Origin of the sequence: Paraburkholderia sp. GAS82 (genome assembly GCF_050436285.1) — a bacterium.
GTDB lineage: Bacteria > Pseudomonadota > Gammaproteobacteria > Burkholderiales > Burkholderiaceae > Paraburkholderia > Paraburkholderia phenazinium_B.
Window position 1 is genome coordinate 370,243 of the sequence record NZ_JBNDLX010000004.1, and the last position, 21,111, is coordinate 391,353.

Consider the following 21,111-nt stretch of genomic DNA (forward strand, 5'->3'; position numbering starts at 1 on the left):
CAACACCACGGGGACGGATCATGCCGGCCCTGCGAAAACTCATGTATTGTTGATTGATCGGCGCACGGTGCGCCACTCGACACATCATGAAAAACGTCCTGAGCATCCAGTCGCATGTCGTTTTTGGGCACGCCGGCAACAGCGCGGCGGTATTTCCCATGCGCCGCCTCGGCGTGAATGTCTGGCCGCTCAACACCGTGCAGTTCTCGAATCACACGCAATACGGTCACTGGACCGGCAGCGCGATCGACGGCTCGCAGATGCAGGATCTGCTCGACGGCATCGGCGCGATTGGCGTGCTACCGCGCTGCGACGCGGTGCTATCCGGCTTTCTCGGCGCCCCCGATCAGGCCCAGGCGGTGATCGAAATCGTCAAGGCCGTGAAGGCGGCCAATCCGCGCGCCTGGTATTTCTGCGATCCGGTGATGGGCAACACGACCGGCTGCAAGGTCGAGCCTGGGATTCAGGAATTCCTCGTGCGCTCCATGCCCGAGGTGGCTGACGCCATGGCGCCGAACCACAGCGAATTGCAGCGTCTCGTGGGGCGGGAGATCGAGACCATGGAAGAGGCGGTCGAGGCGTGCCGCGAGATCATCCAGCGCGGCCCGAAGCTCGTGCTGGTCAAGCACCTGCTCGACCGCAACAGCCCCGCCGACCGTTTCAACATGCTGGTGGTCACGCCCACTGAAGCATGGATGGGGCAGCGTCCGCTCTACCCGTTTGCCCGTCAGCCTGTCGGTGTGGGCGACCTGACGAGCGCGGTGTTCGTCGCCCGCACGCTGCTCGGCGACCCGCTGCGGGTGGCCTTCGAACATACGCTCGCCGCCGTGAATGCGGTCGTCAAGGCCACCTGGCAGGCAGGCCGCTACGAACTGGAACTGGTCGCCGCGCAAAATGAAATCGCGCAACCACACGAGTGGTTCGATGCCTGGACGGTCGAAACGGTGTAACCCGCGCAACGAACCCGCCGTGCCTCAAGGTTTCGCGCAACGACTGCTGACCCGGCATTGTCAGCCGCTCGTCCTATAATGCGTGCCGCGTGGTGCACGCAACTCTTTTCAAGCACCCGCTACAGGCAAGCGAGGCACAGATGGACGGTCATATCCGCAGCGAGCGGGAAGAATATTTCGAGGAATTGTGCATTAGCGTCGACGCTGACGAAGCGCACGAACAGGAAGCGATCGAGTACTTCGAGAAGCAGTTCGACGAGGCCGATTTCGATCCGACGCAGTGGCTCGATATCGCGCTCTACTATTCGCCGGCGGTGGCACGCGGCATCATCGATCTGGTCGCGCCCGACGACAAGGCGCGCAGCAACATCGCCGAAGTGATCGCCGACAACCTCGATATCTCGTACGGCGAAGACGAGTGCCAGCAGTTTGCGGAGACGATCCAGTTCGCGCTCAACAACGGCGTGCCGATCGACCTCGACCTGATCCTCGACGGCTGTCAGCGCGCCATCGACGATCTCGAAACCTGGGCCGACGACGACACCAAAGAACCGTTGATGCGCCTGCGCGAAGAAGTGCTGCGCCTGCAGGGCGAGCAGTAACAACAAGCCCCTTCCCACCGGGCCGGCGCAGCCGCGCCGCCCGCCTCACGTGTGCCGGCATCCGCACGCATCAAACGCTTAAGACCTGCCCGCCGCCCGCCCCGTCCGGGGCCTGTGCTGAAATGCTCATTCCAGGCGCTGCGAACTGCCAAGACGACTGCAAATTGGCTTTCTATATTCGCGCCAAGCTGATGGAGACATGATGCACGTCCGGCCGCGGGCGTTCGAGGCCGGTCGCGCGTAGTCACGCCGCCTTCCGGGACGCTCACCAGGGCTTGCCCGCAATGCCGGTGTCACCGTGTTTTCCATCATTGTTTCTGGCGTAGGATCATCCCTACCCTGAAATACTTCGGACCCCTTGAAGGAGACCTCGCCGCACGCATCGAACCACGCGAGTTTCATCGCACCGTTTGACCGCCCGCGTCTGCAAGTTTGCTGCGCGCGGCGCATTGCTTCAGCGTGACAGCCGTACCCGGCCGTTTCTGGCCGGCTGCACCTTGCCCGATTTTCATACCGTGAACCTGTCGATGGAAGGAGAGACCATGAGTCTTCGCAAAACGCTGAAACCCCTCGTTGTGATGCTGGGCGCGCTCCTCGCAGTCGCGCCGCTGTCCGGCTTCGCGGACGACCTGCCGGTCAAGATCGGCTTCGCAGCCCCGCTGACGGGCGTGAATGCCGGCTACGGCAAAGACCTCGAAAACGGCGTGCGGCTCGCCATCGAGGAAGCCAACGCCCAGAAGATCAAGATCGGCAACCAGGTCGCCGACTTCCAGCTCGTCTCCGAGGACGATCAGGCCGACCCGCGCGTCGGCGTGCAGGCGGCGCAGAAGCTGGTGGACGCAGGCGTGTCGGTGGTGGTGGGCCACTTCAACTCCGGAACGACGATTCCCGCCTCGCAGCTCTATGAAACGGCCGGCATTCCGGTCATCGACCCGGCGGCCACCAACCCGATCATCACTGGCCGCGGCTTTGCCAACGCCTTCATGGTGATCTCCACGGATGCGCAGAACGCGGGCAACGCGGGCGTCTACGCAGTCGAGGTGACCAAGGCCAAGCGCATCGCGATCCTCGACGACCGCACGGCGTTCGGCCAGGGCGAGGCGGACGAGTTCGAGAAGGCCGTGAAGGCGCACGGCGGCAATATCGTCGCGCACGAATACACCAACAACCAGGCGGTCGACTTCAGCACGCAGCTCACTGCGATCAAGGCTACCAATGCGGACCTGATCTTCTTCGGCGGTCTGGATACGCAGGCGGCAGGCGTCGCGAAACGCATGAAGCAGCTCGGCCTTACCGCGCAACTGGTCGGCGGCGGCGGTGTGATGGATGAGGATTTCATCAAGCTCGCAGGCGACGCGGCCGAAGGCGCGATGGCGTGGGAATATGGCCGGCCGCTCTCGCAGTTGCCAGGCGGCAAGGACTTCTCGGCCAAGTTCAAGAAGCGCTTTGGCGTGGACATCCTGTCGTATGCGCCGTTCGGTTACGACGCGGCATGGGCGGCAATCAAGGCCATGCAGCAGGCCAAATCGAGCTCGCCGGCGGTGTATCGCCCAGTGCTGAAGGCGAGCAGCTTCGACGGCATCACCGGTCCGATTGCCTTCGAAGCCAACGGCTCGCTGAAGAACGCCGGCTCGACGCTGTATCAGGTCAAGAACGGCGCATGGGTGCCGATCGTCACCAAGGGCGGCGGCAATTGAGCTGAGAAGCGGTTGAGGGGTTGAGCGGCCAGGCGCTCGCGTCACCGGCGCCGCACGCTACGAAGGACGCGTGTTTGACACGTTGTTCGGCGCAGGCGTGCGGCTGTACCGATTGGCGTTTGCGCCATCGATACGGCCGGCCTGCGCGAAACGATAATCCGCCGGCGTTGCACGCACAACCACTTGCGACGACGCATCGCGCTCGATCCTGACGAGCGAGGCCTGCGCTTCGTTGAAGGCATCGGCCGAGCACACCTGATGCACGAACTTCGTATGCAGGTGGCGGGTGATCTGCAGCACCCGCGTGCCTGGATCGAAGACGTAGTGCGACGTGTAATCGAAGTAACTGTCCTGCACGTTGGCATCCACCGGCAGATCGGTTACGCGAACCGTTGCGGGCAACGTGATCTGCGCGGTCTCGTCGAAGTCGCCCCCAACACAGACCCACGGCTGCGTGCGTTGCGGCTCGGCGAGCCACGACTGCACCTGGCTGGCAATGCCGCCCGAAAGACTCGACAGCGCAGGTAGCGCGGTCGTGCCGTCGGTCCAGGTGAAGTGCTCGAGCGTGCCTTGCATGGTGGTCGTGAATGGTCCCTCGGTTGTCGCGACGTCGCTCGTGCTGAGCTTTGCCGTACCGTGCAGGTTTGTCTGCAACAGCCGGCCCGCGGCAATCTGCTGCGCCCGCTGATGGGTGGCACGCCGGAACATGTTGCGTTCGAGCTCGGCCGTTGCGCCCGAGTCTTCCACGCGGTACGCGTACGACGCCGCCCCACTCTCGTTCACATCGATCTGCAAGCGCACGGCACGGCCCCGCGGCTGCACGGGTGGCGTGCGCGACATCACGCCATCGTCGACCAGCAGGACCGGCCGGTCCATCACGACCAGCGGCAGATAGCCGAAGGCGATGCCGCCAGCGGTGGTATCGGCATAGAGGCCGAGTTGTGGAATCCAGACGATCGCATGATTGATCGCGCTGTCTCCATAGCCGGGTACATCCGGCAACGTGTAGTACGGGCCGAGGTTGAGCAGCACGGCTTCGCTGCGAATGCCGACCGCCGCCAGCAAGGCGCTGTACAGCGCGACGTGATCCTTGCAGTCGCCATAGCGATTGCGCAGGATATCGATCGCCTTGTGCGGCACCGCGGCAGTCTCGCCGAGAAAGAGCGCCACGTAGCGCACGTTCATGCGCACCCAGTCGTACAGGATGCGCGCCTTTTCACGTGGATCGGCGCTTGCCGCCGTCAGCGATTGCGCGAGCTGGACAATCGCCGGATCGCTCATGGTGGCGTCGACGGCCGGCGCCCTGTAGCGTGCCGCGAAGGTGGCGTAGTCGGGCACCGTCGATACCATCAGCCGGTCACCCCACGTTTCGTAACCGACCGCGCCGGATTCGATGGGGGCATACGGCCCATGTTGGTAGTCGAACTCGTAGCGCGTGCGGCCGTTCTGCGTAACCGGAGGCACTTCCACGTAACCGCGCGTGTCCGCGTATAGCGGCACGTCGGCGGGCAGGTCGAAGATGAGGCGCTGCTGCTCGACCGGGTCGCGCGTCGGTTCGACGAGGTAGGCGAACGTGCCCGCTTGCAGCGCCTTGCTGCGTGTCTTGCGAAACGCCAGGTGCACGCGCGAGCCCGGCTCCACGCCAGGAAAAATCACGGTACGCAATACACCGTCCTCGAAGGTCGGCGCGCCGGCGGAGCGCGGTTCCTGCACGTCGCGGATGCCATCCGGTCCGACCTTGCGTATGGTGCCGTCCGGGTCGATGGTCTCGGCGGCGAGCAGTTGCACCTGCTCGATATCCTTGTTGAACCAGACATAGCGTTGCGCGATGTCGTCGACGCCGCTCGTTGTATTGGCGCGCATGATCGTGTCGTCGCGCTCTTCGACCGAGCCGTCTTTCTGGATCACAAAGTAATGGACGTCGCTCTCGACCGTGAAGGGCGCGAGGTCGTCGCTCGCCGCGGGACCGTCGGCCCACGCTGCGGACGCGCTGAGTGCGGTGCCTGTCAGCAGGCATGCCATGGCGGCGCACCCGCGCCGTGTAGGGCGCTTCATGCTTTACACGCCCTCACTGATACAAGCGACAGTTGCAGCGTTACGGCAATTTTCCCCAAGATGGCACCTCGTCCCGATCGGTAGTGTGTTTGTAGCACATCGGAGGTTCACCTGGCGCTACCGTAGCTCCGCCCCTTCGTCGTGGGAGAGCCTGGTAAAGAAGAACAACGAACTCAACGTCAACACGCCAATCACCACGAACGCGGGCGAAAAGTCGCGCGCCATCAGATGCGCGGCACTGCCGCCGTGCAGATGCGCCGTCAACGCCAGCAGCGAGGCCGCAAACGCCACCCCGATACTGATCGAAAGTTGTTGCGCCATGCTCGAGAGAGCCGTTGCCCGGCTCATCATCGGCTTGGGCATATCCGAGTAGCCGAGCGTGTTGAGCGTCACCATGCCGAGCGAGTTGAACAAGCCGCCGAACAGCAGTACGACAAAGATCAGCAGATGCGGCGTGCTCGGCCGGAACAGTCCATAGCATGCATAGAAGCATCCAGTGAGCGAAGTCGCGCCGATCAGCAGCGTGCGAAAGCCGATCCGCCGGATAGCCTGCTGCATCACCGCGCGCACGCTGAGCGAACCGACCGCCGTCGCCACGCTAAGCGAGCCGGACTGCAGCGGCGACAAGCCGAAGCCGAGCTGCAACATCAACGGCATCAGAAACGGCGAGGCGCCGATCGCGACACGCAACGGCATACCACCGACCACCGCGGTCCGGTACGCCTTGTAACGCAGCAAGTTGGGATCGATGATTGCGTCATCGTGGCGGCGGCTATAGGCCCAGTACGCGAGGATCGACAGCGCACCGAGTCCTGCGAGCGCAAAGGTGACTTCCTGCGGCACCAGTCCACGCCCAGCCGTATCGAGACCGCCGACCAGGCCGACCAGCCCGCTCGAAAGCAGAATGAAACCGGCGAGATCGAAGCGCTGAAAAACCGGTTCGTGGGTATCGTCGATGAAGCTCATCGCCATCAGCACGCCCAGCACGCCGAACGGGATGTTGAGCAGAAAGATCCAGCGCCATGAGGTAATCGTGACCACCAGACCGCCGAGCAGCGGTCCTGCGAGCCGCCCGATGGCGCCGGGCACGGTGAACCACACCATGGCCGCGACCATCCGCGCGGGAGGGATGCTGCGTAACAGGATCAGCCGCCCGACCGGCACCATCATCGCCCCGCCCATGCCCTGCAGGACGCGGAACAGAACCAGTTGCGGCATCGATTGCGCCAGCCCGCATAAGGCCGAGCCGAGCGAGAACAGCGCGATGGCGGAGCAGAACACGCGGCGCGCGCCGAAGCGGTCCGCGAGCCAGCCGCTCGCCGGCAGAAACACCGCAAGGCTTAGCAGATAGGAGGTGATCGCGAGGTTCAGATGCAGCGTCTGAACCTGCAGCGAGCGGGCGATCGACGGCAACGCCGTCGCCATGATCGACGTGTCGAGGTTTTGCAGGAACAGCGGACAGGCGACGATAAGGGGAATCAGTCGGGAGCGATCAGTCATGCGCTCCCTTTTACAACAAAAGCGTGACGGCCGCAAAAAGCGCGGGCCGAACGCCCGCCGTCAGCGCTCTTCCAGCGCCCGCCGCAGCGACAGCGCAATCCCCGCCGCCGCCAGCCGTACTTCATCGAGTGACGGGAAGGTGGGCGCGATCCGCAGATGCCGGTCGTCCGGATCCCGTCCATACGGATAAGCGGCGCCCGCCGGCGTCAACACGAGGCCGGCCTCCGCGGCAAGCGCCACGGTGCGCTTCGCGAACCCAGGCGGCGTGTAGAGGCTGATGAAGTAGCCGCCCGCCGGCGCATTCCACGTCACATTCTCCAGGCCGCCGAGATGCTCGTCGAACGCCGCCGCGATCGCCGCGAATTTCGGCTCCACCAGCGCGCGGTGACGCTCCATCAGCCGCTCGAGACCAGCGCGGTCGCGCAGGAAACGCACGTGGCGCAACTGGTTAAGCTTGTCCGGGCCGATCGTTCGTACCGATACGCGCTGCTGCCACCAGTCCACATTGCGCTTCGATGCGGCCAAAAACGCCATCGCCCCTCCGCCGAACGTCACTTTCGAAAGCGACGCGAATATCAGCGCGCGATCCTCGTGTCCGGCTGCCGCACAGGCGTCGAGCACATTAAGGGTGGTGTGCTTCCGATCAGTCAGATGATGGAAGCGGTAAGCGTCGTCCCACAACAAGCGGAAATCCGGCGCGGCAGCCGGCATGGCAGCGAGTCGCCGCACCACATTGTCCGAGTAGATCGCGCCGCTCGGGTTGCTATAGAGCGGCACGCACCAGATGGCCTTGATGGATGCATCGCTCGCCACCTGGGCTTCGACGAAATCCATATCCGGGCCGTCGTCGTTCATCGGCACGTTGATCATGCGGATGCCGAGCGCCTCGCAGATCGCAAAGTGCCGGTCATAACCGGGCACCGGACATAGCACGGCAATATCGCCTTGCCTGCGCCAGGGCTCGCCGCCCGGCACACCGAACAGCATCGCAAACGCCAGCACATCGTGCATCAACTCGAGGCTCGAATTGCCGCCCGCCACCACCTGCGCCGCCGGCACCTCGAGCAACGCCGCGCCCAACTCGCGGGCTTCCGGCAGGCCGAGCAGGTGTCCGTAGTTACGGCAGTCGATGCCGTCGCGCGACAGAAAGCCCGTCGTGCCCGCCTCCTCCAGCAAGGCACGCGAGAGCTCGAGCTGCTCGGGCGCGGGCTTGCCGCGCGACATGTCGAGGCGCATGCCCAGTTGCTTGAAGTCGTCGTAGGTCATCGGCATCGTGGTGGTCTCCGGTTTCAGTGCAGTGTTGCATAGCTTCAGAAAGGTCGCAGGAGCAAGCGAACCTCGCCCGTCGCCCTTGAACAGCCGCAGTATGCCGGTCACCCTGTGTTCAGACAAACGCGTTATATTGAATCTTTCGATCAGCTTTTCTGATCCCTATGAAAGCCCTGGATCTCGACGTGCTCGCGATGGTGGTCGCCATCGCCGATGCCGGCAGCTTCGTGCGCGGCGCCGCGCTCGTGCATCGCTCGCAGTCCGCGCTCAGCATGCAGATTCGCACGCTGGAGAACGCGCTCGGCAAGCCGTTGTTCGTACGTGGAGCGCGCAGCGTCACGCCGACTGCCGACGGTCAGGTGCTGCTCGCCTACGCCCGCCGCATGCTGGCCCTGCGTGACGAAGCGTGGGCGTCGATGGTGCATCCGGAGGTAAAGGGCCGTGTCGCGATCGGCGTGCCGGACGACTACGCGGCATCGTTGCTGCCTGCGGTGCTGCGCAAGTTTTCGGCGAGCTATCCGAAGGTCGAGATTCAGGTGATCGGCCTGCCGAGCCATGCGCTCGCGCCACTCGTCAAGGACAACAAGGTCGACCTCGCCTGCGTGACGCGCCTGAAGAATCTGAACGGCGAGTTCATCCGCTTCGAACCGATGACGTGGGCAGGCGCGTCGACCAGCGGACGCGAGATCTGGAAAGAGCGGCCATTGCCGGTTGCGCTGTTCGGCGCGGGCAGTGTCGCGCGAGCGAACGCGATCCACGCGCTCGAGCGTGCAAAGATCGCCTATCGCACCTCGTATGAGAGCCCGAGTCTGATGGGCCTCTTCAGCATGGTCGAAGCGGGACTCGCAATCGCGCCGCTTGCGCGCTGCGCGGTGCCCAGCCACTTCGTGCAACTCGGGCGCCCACACGGCCTGCCTGCTCTGCCAGAACTGGAAATCGTGCTGGCACGCAGCGCCCGCTCCAACCGTCCTCCGTGTGACTTCCTCGCTGAACAGATTCTGACTGAACTCAGGCTGTAAGCAGGTGCATCGGCGGCCCGGACCTCTGTAAAATGTTGCGCCGTGCGCTTACCTTACCGATTGTGGCGCAACAGAATCCCCTCTCGCGCACCCCGCAAAACACCCACGAACTGAAGGCCCGTCGCTATGCAAACCAACCCGCTCAAGATTGCCGTGCTGTTCGGCGGCACCAGCGAGGAACGAGAAGTGTCGATCGCCAGCGGCGCACAGATCGTGCGCGCGTTGCGCGAATCGGGACATGAAGTACTGGCCATCGACACGTCACGCGGCCTGCTGACCGGCGAAGACGAAGTGCGTTTTCTCAACTCACGCGTCAACGAAGCACCGCCCGCCTCCGAGGAACTGGCGCTGATGCGCGCCGGGCAAACGAGCGCGCTGCAGGCAGCGACGCTCGCCGGCGTCGACGTGGTGTTCGTCGCCTTGCACGGCGGCAGCGGCGAGGACGGCACCATGCAGGCCATGCTCGATCTCGCGGAGTTGCCGTACACCGGCAGCGGACATCTGGGCAGCGCGCTCGCGATGGACAAGGATATGGCCAAGCGGCTCTTCGTGAGCGCGGGCATTCCCACCCCTCGCTGGCTGATGGCGCCGGTCGACGCCGCCACCGCCGGCGCGGAACTGGGTTACCCGCTCGTCGTGAAACCGAACAGCCAGGGATCGACCGTCGGTCTGTCGGTCGTGCGCTCCGCGGAACAACTCGAGCCGGCCATCGCGCTGGCCGCTGCGTACGACAGCGAAGTCATGCTGGAGCAGTTCGTCGCCGGCCGCGAAATCACGGTCGGGATACTCGGCAACGAAGCGTTGACGGTCGGAGAAATCGTCATCGACCCAGATGCGGTGTTCGATTACAAGGCCAAATACCAGCCCGGCGCCGTGCGCGAAATCTTTCCGGCCGACTTGCCGGAAGATATCGCCGAAAACGCTCGCGCTCTGGCGCTGCTCGCGCATCGTACGTTGAAGCTGGACGGCTACAGCCGCTCCGACTTCCGGCTCGATAGCCACGGCGTGCTGTGGTGCCTCGAAGTCAACACGCTGCCCGGCATGACGGCGACCAGCCTGCTGCCCCAATCGGCGCAGGCACGCGGCATCGCGTTCGGCGAACTCTGCGACAGAATCTGCCGGCTGGCGATTGAACGGCATCGCACGCGCAAGTGAGCGCTTCAGGCGAGCCCGTCAGCTACGCGCCCGCCTCACTCGCTTTCACCTAGCCTGACAAGCAGCGCCTGAAGTTTCTCCACATGCCGCATCAGCAGATTGCGATGTTTTTCGATCTGCTCGAGCCGGCCGGTCAGATCGGCGTGGTCGGTGTCCTCCAGTTCGGTGGCGGCAATCACGTCCTCCACCTTGGCGCGCAACGCGGCCAGTTCGACAGGCGGACTCGCCAGATGCCGCTCGAAGCGGCGCACGTCCTGCACCGCCAGATCGCGCACCTTGCGAAACAGCACGTGACGCCGGTGCGCCTCGGCGTCGAACATCTCCTCCTCCGCGCGCCGCGCGGGCGCCGGTTGACCGAAGATCGGCTCGGGCGGACGCAGCACCGTTTTCTTGCGCACCGGATGCGCCGTGCCGCGAAAGCGCGCCAGCGGCATCTCGTTGTCGATCGCCTCGCGGGCGTTCGCGGGAATCTCGCCCGCCTCATGCGGCGTGTTCATCCAGCCGGCGGGCAAGCCCGTCACCGCCTCGACACCGCGCACGAACTCCTCGCTGAATTCGCGTTGGCCGGACAACATCAGTTTCAGATAGCTTGCAGAGAACGTCATCATCCGCGCGAGGCGGGTTGCCGCGCCGACCTCCTGGGTCAGCACCACCAGATTTGCTCGCCAGATCGAAAGCAGGAACTCGTCGGAATCTTCCATTGCTGGGTCTTCCATCTTTTCTCGCCCGATTAGTGTACGACGCGCCGGCGGGCTTCAGCCCGCGCGCGCCGTTTTTGTCAAAGGGTAGTCGCTTCGCCGTGCGGCACGCAACCGGTATGTCCCGTGAGGGTGCGGCGTGGCGTATCTGGCGACCGGAACAGGGGGCGCGGATACGCCCTCGCGCATACGTCCTTTCTGTTGACATGCCCTGAGCGGGTGCGTTCCGCAGACGGGATAGCATCTCGCGCGGGATTGGTCAGACTTATGCGGCACGTATTGTGCTGATATCAGGTTTCCGTTCCCCCACCTGAGAAGGGTAATTCGATGAAGAAGATCATACTTGCCTTGAGCACAGCACTCGTTACTCTCGGCGCCATTGCGCCCGCGCACGCCGACGACCACCATCGCGTGTGTCATAAGGTCCACGTCCATGGACACTGGGAGAGACACTGCCATTGATGCCGGCGGCTAGCCCCGCTACAAGGCAAAACGGTCCCCGCCCGTCGTGACAGACAGGCGGGGACCGTTGCATTCAGCGGTGTTTCAAGCGTTTCGGCGTCTGGCACGTACGACCGGAAAAGCAGTTTGTACCGATCGACGCGCCGTTCTTACGCGGCGGCGACGCGCTCGAGCGCCGTTTGCACCAGCGTCTTCAGAAGCGGTTCGACCTGCGCGGCGAGCGTTTCGTCATACGCGTACGGCATCTGCTCTTCCATGTACGTAATCTGCGTGAGTTCGAGCTGCACCGCATGAATGCCCTCGGACGGCTGACCGTACTGGCGTGTGATATAGCCACCCTTGAAGCGGCCATTCGCAACTGCCGAGTAGCCGCCGTGGCGTTCGACCACGTCCACCAGCGCTTCAGCCAGTCCCGCCACGGCGCTCGCGCCGTTTGAGGTGCCGAAGTTGAAGTCCGTCAGCCGCCCCGGGAAGAAACGCGGTACGTGCGAGCGGATCGAGTGCGCCTCCCATAGCAGTACCTTGCCGTGTTTTGCCTTCAACGCCGCCAGATGCGCTGACAGCGCCTCGTGGTAAGGCTTCCAGTAGAGTTCGCGGCGGCGTGCGACCTCGGCATCGTCGGGCAAATGTCCGTCGAGATACAGGGGCTCCTTGTCGAACGTGTCGACGGGCAGAAGGCCTGTCGTGTCCTGACCCGGATAGAGATTCGCGCCGTCGGGCGGACGGTTCAGGTCGATCACGTAGCGCGCGTTGCTCGGCATCAGAAACGAGGCGCCGAGCTCGCGCGCAAACGCGTACAGGCGGTCGAGATGCCAGTCGCAATCTTCGGTGCGCTGGGCGATGGGTGTCATCGTCGCGGCAATGTCGGCGGGAATGTTCGTGCCCACGTGGGGAATCGAAATCAGCAGGGGCGCACTTCCCTCGTGCAGCGAAAAAACCGGTGGAGTGTTCGAAGCAGTCATGTCAGTCCAGAATCAGTGGGGATCGGGGCGTCATCTGACAGCTTACCCGAGTCGCCCGTTGACGTTGTTTCAAACCGGCATCACTTGAGCAGCTCGGCGAGCGCGACCCGATATTGCGCGTACGCACGTTCTTCATCGCGATGTCTGCGATTCTCGACAACCTTTTCGCCGCCGGTATAGACATCGCGAATCGGCGTCTCGCCATGCTCGCAGAAAACCACGCCCGAGAGCCATGCTTGCGGCGTGTGTTCGGCGATGCCCGGATGATCCGCGTCGAGCAGCAGCCAGTCGGCCCGCTGCCCTACCCTCAACGCGCCCACGGCACGACCGGTGGCGTGCGCACCGCCGTCGAGCGCAGCGGCGAACAGGCGGTCGGCGACAAACGGCGCGTCAGTCGAGGCGAGCACGTTGCGCTGACGGCGCGAGAGGCGCTGACCGTATTCCAGCAGCCGCAGTTCGGCACGCCAGTCGACGCCGATATGGCTATCCGATCCGATACCAAAGCGTCCCTGCGCGTCGAGATAGGTGTGCGCCGGAAAAATACCGTCGCCGAGGTTGGCTTCGGTCGTCAGGCACAGCCCCGCCACCGCGCCGCTCCTGGCAAGCGCGAGCGTTTCGTTGGCATCGACGTGGGTCGCATGCACGAGACACCAGCGCGAATCGACATGGAAACGCTCGAGCAGCCACTGCACCGGGCGGGCGCCTTCGGTCTCGAGACAGGCATCGACTTCCGCGGTCTGTTCGGCAATATGAATGTGCACTGGTGCACCCGGCAGGTCCGTATCGAGCCCGTTGAGCAGCGTGCGCAGCGATTGTTCCGAAACCGCTCGCAACGAATGCGGCGCCACACCGTAGCGCAGGGCCGAGCTTTCGGGGCGTGCGTCACGCAGTTTGCCGAGCAGATCGAGCAGGCTTTCAGGCGTATTGATGAAGCGCTGCTGATCGGCCCGTGGCGCGCGCGCGCCGAAGCCGCCGTACTGGTAGAGCACCGGCAGCATCGTCATGCCGATGCCGCTCGTCTGGGCCGCATCCACGACGCGTTCGGCCAGTTCGGCCGTATTGACGTAACGGCTGCCGTCCGGCGTGTGATGCACGTAGTGGAACTCGCACACCGACGTATAGCCCGCCTTCAGCATCTCGATGTAGAGCCACTGCGCGACAGCGGCGAGTCCTTGCGGCGTGATCTTCGCGGCAAAGCGGTACATCAGGTCGCGCCAGCTCCAGAAGTTGTCCGTGGCGTTCGCACGATATTCGGTCAGACCCGCCATCGCGCGCTGGAACGCGTGCGAATGCAGGTTCGGCATGCCGGGCAGGATGGGGCCCGCTGCGCGGCTCACGCCCACCGGCGGCGCGGACGTATCCGGGCTCACGTGCGTCAGCGTGCCAGTGGCATCCCACGTCAGCAGCACGTTGCGGCGCCAGCCATCGGGCAGATACGCGTGCTCTGCAAACAATGCGTGGGGCGACGTTCGAGTGGGTTCAGTCATCTTCAGACCTTGATGGATTCAATCAACTGGCGGAGTCGCGCCGCGTATAGACCGTCTCGCCCGCGCGTACCACGCGCGCGCAGAGCGGACGACCGATCCAGTAAGCCAGTTCGGCCAGCGTCTCGACCTGCCAGACCGCGAAATCCGCCGCGCGGCCCACTGCCAGCGAACCATGACGACCCACCTGACCCAGTGCGCGCGCCGCATGTTGCGTGACGCCTTGCAGCACCTCGGGGACGGTCATGCGAAACAGCGTGGTCGCCATGTTCATCATCAACAGGAGCGAGGTGGTGGGCGACGTGCCGGGGTTGCTGTCGGTGGAAATGGCGATGGGCACTTCGTAGCGGCGCAGCAGATCGAGCGGCGGCAACTGCGTCTCGCGGATGAAGTAGTACGCGCCGGGCAGCAGCACGGCGACCGTGCCGCTCTCCTTCATGGCGGCCACGCCGGCTTCGTCGAGAAACTCGAGATGATCCGCGGACAACGCATGATGACGCGCGGCAAGCGCCGTACCGCCGCTGTTGGACAACTGCTCGGCGTGCATCTTCACCGGCAGCTTGTAGCGCTCGGCCGCGGCGAAGACGCGCTCGCTTTGTGCGAGCGAAAATCCGATGCGCTCGCAGAAAACATCGACTGCATCCACGAGACCTTCGCCGGCCAGCGTGGGCAGCATGCGCTCGCAGACTTCGCTGATGTAGTCGTCGGCACGACCGGCAAACTCAGGCGGCAACGCGTGCGCACCGAGAAACGTCGTATAAACCGACACCGGATACTGTTCGCCGAGACGGCGCGCGACGCGCAGCATCTTGCGCTCGCTGACGAGGTCGAGCCCATAACCGGATTTGATTTCGATGGCAGTCACGCCTTCGGCAAGCAGCGGTTCGAGGCGAGCGGCCGACTGGCGCAACAAGCTCTCTTCGTCGGCGGCGCGGGTCGCGCGTACCGTCGAGACAATGCCGCCGCCCTGGCGCGCAATTTCTTCGTAGCTGACACCGGCGAGGCGCTGGGCAAACTCGTCGGCGCGCTGGCCGCCGTACACGAGATGAGTATGACAATCGACGAGGCCAGGTGTGACCCATGCACCACCGAGGTCTTCGCGCGGCCATGCGGCATAGTCGGGCGGTAGTTCGCTGGCCGCACCGAGCCAGACGATGTGGCCGTCGCGCACGGCGATCGCGGCATCGTCGAGCGTGTTGCGCGGATCGCCCTGCGGGCAAAGCTTCAGGTGATGCCAGACGGTTTGCTTCATCGCGTGCTCGTTGCAGCTTGTTGCGGTCTGTGGATGCGAGGGCCGATCGGTTTTCAGCTCACGCGTAATGCAAGCGGATGGCGAGCAGTGCGCCTTCGCCGCTCACCTTGCACGCCAGGCCATCAGGCGACTGGATATGCAGCGTGTCGTCTATTGCGAGGGTCACTGGAGTGGCATCGCCGAGTGTCACGTCAATCGAACCGGCCGCGCAAAACAGCAGTACGGCATCGGCCGACAAATGACGTATTGACGCAGCACCCATAGCACCCGCGGCGCCCTCGACCTGGGCTTGCCATACCTCGACCTCGCCCGTTGCCGCACCCCGCCGCACCATCAGGTTGAAATCGCGCGTCGCGCCGTCGACCAGCCGCGCGTCGATCGCGGTCTCACCTGCGAAGCGCGCCATCTCTAGCGGTTGCTTGAGAGCATGTGTCGGACCGTTCGCTTCATCAAGCAGCATACCCGCGCCCGACAGCAACACCAGCGTCCGGTCGATCCCGTCAAAGCGCGAGAACGGCCCCGGCTGCGCGACGTCTGCAATGCTCACACGCCACACGAAACCATCGAGCTTCGCGCTTTGAGGAAAAGCCGCTACCTCGCGCGTGACGCCGCCGCCGTTCTTCCACGGCGTCGCCACGAGATCGGCACCGCGGATCAATGTCGTGCCGCTATCCGGCGTCACGATCAACGGCCCAGCATCGGCAGATTAAGCCCCACCTCACGGGCCGTTTCTTGCGCGAGTTCATAGCCGGCGTCCGCGTGACGCATCACGCCCGTGGCCGGATCGTTGAACAGCACGCGGCCGAGACGCTCGCGGGCGGCATCCGTACCGTCCGCGACAATCACCACGCCGGAGTGCTGGCTAAAGCCCATGCCCACCCCGCCGCCGTGATGCAGCGATACCCACGTCGCGCCGCCCGCTGTGTTGAGCAGCGCGTTGAGCAACGGCCAGTCGCTGACGGCGTCCGAGCCGTCCTTCATCGATTCGGTTTCGCGGTTCGGGCTCGCCACCGAACCCGTATCGAGGTGATCGCGCCCAATCACGACCGGCGCCTTCAATTCGCCATTCCTGACCATCTCGTTGAACGCCTGGCCGAGGCGATACCGATCCTTCACACCCACCCAGCAGATCCGCGCCGGCAGACCCTGGAACGCAATCCGTTCGCGCGCCATGTCGAGCCAGTTGTGCAGGTGTGCGTCGTCGGGGATCAGCTCCTTGACCTTCGCATCGGTCTTGTAGATATCCTCAGGATCGCCCGACAGCGCAACCCAACGGAACGGGCCCTTGCCTTCGCAGAACAGCGGACGGATATACGCCGGCACGAAGCCCGGGAAATCGAACGCGTTTTCGACGCCCATTTCCAGCGCCATCTGGCGGATGTTGTTGCCGTAGTCGAGCGTCGCGGCGCCACGTTCCTGCAGCGTCAGCATGGCCTGCACCTGCTTGGCCATCGACTGCTTGGCGGGCCTGGTGATGCTGTCCGGCGCCGTCTTCTGGCGTTCGCGCCAGTCTTCGACGCTCCAGCCTTGCGGCAGGTAGCCGTGAATCGGATCGTGGGCACTCGTTTGATCTGTCACGCAGTCCGGCGTGATGCCGCGCTCGACGCATTCGGCAAACACGTCGGCCGCATTGCCGAGCAGACCGACCGACACGGGCTTGCCCGTCTTCTTCGCCTCTTCGACAATCGCGAGCGCTTCGTCGAGCGTCTTCGCTTTGCGATCGACGTAACGGGTCTTCAGACGGAAGTCGATACGCGTCTCATCGCACTCGACAGCGATCATCGAGAAGCCCGCCATGGTGGCAGCGAGCGGCTGCGCGCCGCCCATGCCGCCGAGACCGCCCGTCAGAATCCAGCGGCCCTTCGGGTCACCGTTGAAATGCTGGTTCGCCACCGAGAAGAAAGTCTCGTAGGTGCCCTGAACAATCCCCTGACTGCCGATGTAAATCCAGCTCCCCGCCGTCATCTGGCCGTACATCATCAGGCCCTTGCGGTCGAGTTCGTGGAAGTGTTCCCACGTCGCCCAGTGCGGTACGAGGTTCGAATTCGCCAGCAGCACGCGCGGCGCATCGGCATGCGTCCTGAACACGCCAACCGGCTTACCCGACTGGATCAGCAGCGTCTCGTCGTCGTTGAGATCTTTCAGCGTGGCGAGAATCTGGTCGAAGCAATCCCAGTTGCGCGCAGCGCGGCCGATGCCGCCGTATACCACGAGCGCATGTGGATGCTCGGCGACTTCCGCGTCCAGGTTGTTCTGGATCATGCGATAGGCGGCTTCCGTGAGCCAGCTCTTGCAGGTCTTTTCGGCGCCACGCGGGGCGCGAATCGTACGGGTCGGGTCGAGACGCGGATCGATGTGCTTGGGGTTGTTCATGGTGGCCCTCGGAGGCGGAAAAGTACTCAAAAAATCACGTCAAATGCGCAGGTTAAAAGCGCAGCTCAGGAAGCAAGATCAAAAGTGTCCAGTGAAGCGGTAACGACTGCCGGGATGCCACAGATTCGCCACCGATGCGACCAGACTCTGCGACCACGTGCGTCGATGCAGCACGAGGCAGGGCTCGAGTTCATCCATCGTCAGCAATCGACGCGTATCGGCATCGGCCAAAGCCGCCTCGATACGGTATTCGACGCGCTGCAGCGGCGCGACGCGCACCAGATACTGGTTCGGCGTGGTGCTGGTGAAGTCCTGCAACGCATAATCGGGGGCGACCGCCGGGTTGACCCAGCGTTCTTCGAGTTGCACCGGCTCGTCGTTTTCGAAATGCAGCACGCGCGAATGAAACACCGGACTGCCGGCGCTCACCTGCATCTCGTCGGCAAGCGCTTCGTCGGCAATCGCCGCGCCGATGTGCAACACCTTCGCCTGATAGCGATGACCGCGCGCCACGATCTCGTCGGAGATACTGCGGATCGCCACCAGGGTCGATTCGTATTTCGGCCGCGCAACGAACGTGCCGGAGCCCTGCACGCGCGTCAGCACCTGCTCGGAGGTAAGTTCGCGCAGCGCACGGTTGACCGTCATGCGCGCCACGTTGAACTCGCGGGCAAGCTCGTTTTCCGAGGGAACCTGGTCGCCCTCACCCCATTCGCCCGCATAAATGCGGGAGAGGATGAAGTCCTTGATTCCCTGATAGGCCGGTGCGTTCATGCCGGGTTTGCCGTTAGTGGTGTCACGTGCTTACTGCTCGGACGGAAACGTCAGCGGGCTGTGTGCAGCGATCGTGCCGTTCTGCACGAGATGCGTGACCGCCTCGATGTCCGGCGCGAAGTAGTGATCGAGTTCGTAGTGCGCGACTTCATGGCGTACCGTGTTCATCACGTGCTGCAATTTCGGGCTGGTTTTATGCGGTGCGCGCAGATCGACACCTTGCGCGGCGGCCAGCAGTTCGATCGAAAGAATATTGGCGGTGTTCTCGGCGATATCGCCGAGCTTGCGCGCCGCGAAGGTCGCCATCGACACATGGTCTTCCTGGTTCGCCGAGGTAGGCAGCGAATCGACCGAAGCCGGATGCGCGAGCGTCTTGTTCTCCGAAGCGAGCGCGGCGGCCGTGACGTGGGCGATCATGAAGCCAGAGTTCACACCGCCATCGCGGACGAGGAACGGCGGCAGACCCGAGAGTGTCGAATCGATCAGCAGTGCGATGCGACGTTCGGCAAGCGCACCGATTTCGGCTGCGGCCAACGCCAGATTGTCGGCCGCAAAAGCGACCGGCTCCGCGTGGAAATTGCCGCCCGAAAGCACTTCGCCTGTGTCCGGGAAAATCAGCGGATTGTCGGAGACAGCGTTCGCTTCGATCAGCAGCACGTCTGCAGCGTGGCGCATCTGGTCCAGACACGCGCCCATTACCTGCGGCTGGCAGCGCAAACTGTACGGATCCTGTACCTTGCCGCAATCGCGGTGCGACAGATTGATGCCCGAGCCTTCGAGGAGCGAACGGTAAGCCGCCGCGGCGTCGATCTGCCCCTGGTGGCCGCGCAGCTCATGAATGCGATGGTCGAACGGCGCCACCGAACCGGCCGCCGCGTCCACCGACAACGCGCCCGCCACCAGCGCGGTGCGGTACAGGTCTTCGATCGCGAACATGTTGTAGAGCGCGAGCGCGGTCGATGCCTGGGTGCCGTTCAACAGCGCCAGACCTTCCTTCGCCTGCAGCGTGAGCGGCTTGAGGCCGGCGAGGCGCAAGCCTTCGGTTGCGGCCATGCGCTCGCCCTTGGCGAGCACGTCGCCCACGCCCAGCAGCGCCGCCGACATATGCGCGAGCGGCGCGAGATCGCCCGAGGCGCCAACCGAACCCTTGACGGGAATCACCGGCAGCACGTCGGCATTGAACAGCGTGATCAGCGCGTCCATCACTTCGCGGCGGATGCCGGAATGACCGCGGCCGAGGCTCGACAGCTTGAGCGCCATCAACAGTCGCACGACCGGACGCGACATCGGCTCGCCCACGCCAACCGCGTGCGAGAGCACCAGATTGCGTTGCAACAGTTCGAGCTGGTCGTGCGGGATATGGGTGCTGGCGAGGCGGCCAAAACCGGTGTTGATGCCGTAAGCGGGCTCACCCTTCGCGGCGATATCGGCCACGGCCTGGGCGCAGGCGTCGATCGCAGCGAAGCTGGCGGGATCGAGCTGCAGCGTGACCTGTTCGCGGGCGATCTGGCGCAGTTGCTGGAGAGTCAGGTGACCGGGCTTGAGAATCATCATGGAAGAGTCCTGTCTATACAATTTGAGAGAAGTCTAGCGTCGACGGCTTGTATATACAACTTGTTTTTAATGATCTGATGTCAGGGATTTCCATTAAATCCCGAATCATGACTGGCATGGTTTTCGCAGGCATTCACAAGCGCGGTGCGGGTTCCTGCATCAGATGCGGGCGCGGGCCAGCGCTGTCACTTCGCAATGACTTGTATATACACGTTGGACCGGTTGAGTGGCAAGTGGACAAAATGAGATGTGGTCTCGCGGACAGCGGGGCGCCGCAAGGCAGGAAGGCAAACTGAATGACGTCGGGACGCGCCTAAAGCTGCAAGCGCGTCCCGATAAAATCCAGAAACGCCTGCACCCTCCCCGCGAGCGCCGCGCTCTGATAAAACACCGCGCTAACCGGCTGCCGTTCGTCGACAAGCGCGTCGGCGAGAATCGGCACCAGCCGCCCGCTGCGCACATCGGCGAGCGTCATGAAATCCGCAAGGCAGGCGATGCCGCTATCCGCCAACGAGAGCTGCCGGATCGTCTCGCCGCTCGACGCCGTCATGACCGGCGCGATCTTCAACCATGCACGCGCGCCGTCCCGCAACGGCCAGCGGTTCAGATGCTCCGGCGCGGTAAAACCGATCAGGCGATGCGTGCGTAACGCCTCGACAGAATCCGGTTCGCCGCACTCGCTCAGATAGCCTGGGCTCGCCACGATGCGCAGCTTGCTGCTGCCGAGCGAACGCGCATGCAGCGTCGAATCCTGCAATGCGCCAATTCGAATTGCGATGTCCACTTTCTGCTCGAGCAGATCGACGATCCGCTCGTTGCTGGTCAACTCGAGCCGGATCTCCGGATACAGCGCCGAAAACGCTTTCATGTGCGGGGCGATGCAATGGAGCATGAACGGCGACGCCGCGTCGACCCGCAAACGTCCGCTTGGCCGCTCGCGCCGGCGCGCCACCGATTGCTCGGCCTCCTCCATCGCATCCAGAATCGCCCGCGCCCGGTCGAGGTACAGCACGCCCTCTTCCGTGAGCTGCAAGCGCCGCGTCGTCCGGCGAATCAGCGCTGTGTCCAGCTTTTTCTCCAGCCGCGTCAACGCGCGGCTCACGCCGGAGACGGTCTGCTGCAGCTTTTCGGCGGCAGCAGTAATCGAGCCGCTGTCGATCACGGTTACGAATACCAGTAGTTCGTCGGTGGATGTCTTCATTGTTGATTTCAAATCAAGATTGATTTGAGACTAACACGCTTTTTGCCAGAATCAAGACGGCGGATACTCACGGTATGCCATCGCCGATGATCGGCCGATGCCAA

The 21,111-nt window shown here is 63.9% G+C and carries 17 protein-coding genes; 5 read left to right on the forward strand and 12 right to left on the reverse strand.

From position 1 onward, the window contains the following. Positions 1-86: 86 nt before the first annotated feature. The 3 genes from pdxY to P3T17_RS15105 all read left to right on the forward strand — a co-directional run bounded on the left by pdxY (position 87) and on the right by P3T17_RS15105 (position 3,249). Complete coding sequence (pdxY, locus tag P3T17_RS15095) at positions 87-950, forward strand: pyridoxal kinase PdxY (protein WP_074265050.1); 864 nt, start codon at positions 87-89, stop codon at positions 948-950. A gap of 140 nt (positions 951-1,090) precedes the next feature. Next, positions 1,091-1,552, forward strand: a complete 462-nt coding sequence (locus tag P3T17_RS15100; RefSeq protein WP_074265051.1) for a hypothetical protein — start codon at positions 1,091-1,093, stop codon at positions 1,550-1,552. A gap of 542 nt (positions 1,553-2,094) precedes the next feature. Then, positions 2,095-3,249, forward strand: a complete 1,155-nt coding sequence (locus P3T17_RS15105; protein ID WP_429407576.1) for a branched-chain amino acid ABC transporter substrate-binding protein — start codon at positions 2,095-2,097, stop codon at positions 3,247-3,249. A 57-nt stretch (positions 3,250-3,306) separates the two neighbouring features. Here P3T17_RS15105 and P3T17_RS15110 read toward each other — a convergent pair whose 3' ends face one another. The 3 genes from P3T17_RS15110 to P3T17_RS15120 all read right to left on the reverse strand — a co-directional run bounded on the left by P3T17_RS15110 (position 3,307) and on the right by P3T17_RS15120 (position 8,181). Then, positions 3,307-5,304, reverse strand: coding sequence for a DUF3857 domain-containing transglutaminase family protein (locus P3T17_RS15110; protein ID WP_429407578.1), 1,998 nt, complete (start codon positions 5,302-5,304; stop codon positions 3,307-3,309). 117 nt (positions 5,305-5,421) lie between these two features. Further along, positions 5,422-6,804: a DHA2 family efflux MFS transporter permease subunit gene (locus tag P3T17_RS15115; RefSeq protein ID WP_429407580.1), complete on the reverse strand. Its 1,383-nt coding sequence runs from the start codon at positions 6,802-6,804 to the stop codon at positions 5,422-5,424. Between the two features lie 60 nt (positions 6,805-6,864). After that, entirely contained in the window at positions 6,865-8,181 is a 1,317-nt protein-coding gene (locus P3T17_RS15120; RefSeq protein ID WP_429407581.1) for an aminotransferase class I/II-fold pyridoxal phosphate-dependent enzyme, read from the reverse strand. A 56-nt stretch (positions 8,182-8,237) separates the two neighbouring features. Here P3T17_RS15120 and P3T17_RS15125 point away from each other — a divergent pair, with 56 nt between their 5' ends. Both P3T17_RS15125 and P3T17_RS15130 read left to right on the forward strand, forming a co-directional pair. Then, positions 8,238-9,092 carry a LysR substrate-binding domain-containing protein gene (locus P3T17_RS15125; RefSeq protein WP_429407583.1) on the forward strand — a complete coding sequence of 285 codons (855 nt, stop codon included), beginning with the start codon at positions 8,238-8,240 and terminating at the stop codon, positions 9,090-9,092. A 126-nt stretch (positions 9,093-9,218) separates the two neighbouring features. Continuing rightward, the gene (locus tag P3T17_RS15130) at positions 9,219-10,247 is read left to right on the forward strand and encodes a D-alanine--D-alanine ligase family protein (protein ID WP_429407585.1); all 1,029 of its coding nucleotides are present in this window, start codon (positions 9,219-9,221) and stop codon (positions 10,245-10,247) included. A 35-nt stretch (positions 10,248-10,282) separates the two neighbouring features. Here the strand turns inward: P3T17_RS15130 and P3T17_RS15135 are convergent, their stop codons facing one another. From P3T17_RS15135 to P3T17_RS15175, 9 genes are all read right to left on the reverse strand, one after another. Beyond that, positions 10,283-10,948: a hypothetical protein gene (locus tag P3T17_RS15135; RefSeq protein WP_074265055.1), complete on the reverse strand. Its 666-nt coding sequence runs from the start codon at positions 10,946-10,948 to the stop codon at positions 10,283-10,285. 608 nt (positions 10,949-11,556) lie between these two features. Further along, positions 11,557-12,369 (reverse strand): N-formylglutamate deformylase, encoded by an 813-nt coding sequence (gene hutG / locus P3T17_RS15140; RefSeq protein ID WP_429407586.1) that lies wholly within the window; start codon positions 12,367-12,369, stop codon positions 11,557-11,559. A gap of 80 nt (positions 12,370-12,449) precedes the next feature. Further along, positions 12,450-13,856: a formimidoylglutamate deiminase gene (locus tag P3T17_RS15145; protein WP_429407588.1), complete on the reverse strand. Its 1,407-nt coding sequence runs from the start codon at positions 13,854-13,856 to the stop codon at positions 12,450-12,452. Between the two features lie 22 nt (positions 13,857-13,878). Next, complete coding sequence (hutI, locus tag P3T17_RS15150) at positions 13,879-15,105, reverse strand: imidazolonepropionase (protein ID WP_429407589.1); 1,227 nt, start codon at positions 15,103-15,105, stop codon at positions 13,879-13,881. A 58-nt stretch (positions 15,106-15,163) separates the two neighbouring features. After that, a complete protein-coding gene (locus P3T17_RS15155) occupies positions 15,164-15,790 on the reverse strand; it encodes a HutD/Ves family protein (RefSeq protein WP_429407901.1) in 627 nt (208 codons plus the stop codon). Next, entirely contained in the window at positions 15,790-17,478 is a 1,689-nt protein-coding gene (hutU, locus tag P3T17_RS15160) for a urocanate hydratase (protein WP_429407591.1), read from the reverse strand. Before hutU ends, P3T17_RS15155 begins: the two co-directional genes overlap by 1 nt. A gap of 78 nt (positions 17,479-17,556) precedes the next feature. Further along, a complete protein-coding gene (gene hutC, locus P3T17_RS15165) occupies positions 17,557-18,252 on the reverse strand; it encodes a histidine utilization repressor (RefSeq protein WP_074265060.1) in 696 nt (231 codons plus the stop codon). Positions 18,253-18,282: 30 nt separating this feature from the next. Beyond that, a complete protein-coding gene (gene hutH / locus P3T17_RS15170; RefSeq protein WP_174567514.1) occupies positions 18,283-19,806 on the reverse strand; it encodes a histidine ammonia-lyase in 1,524 nt (507 codons plus the stop codon). Between the two features lie 313 nt (positions 19,807-20,119). Next, complete coding sequence (locus P3T17_RS15175; protein WP_429407593.1) at positions 20,120-21,007, reverse strand: LysR substrate-binding domain-containing protein; 888 nt, start codon at positions 21,005-21,007, stop codon at positions 20,120-20,122. Positions 21,008-21,111 lie beyond the last annotated feature (104 nt).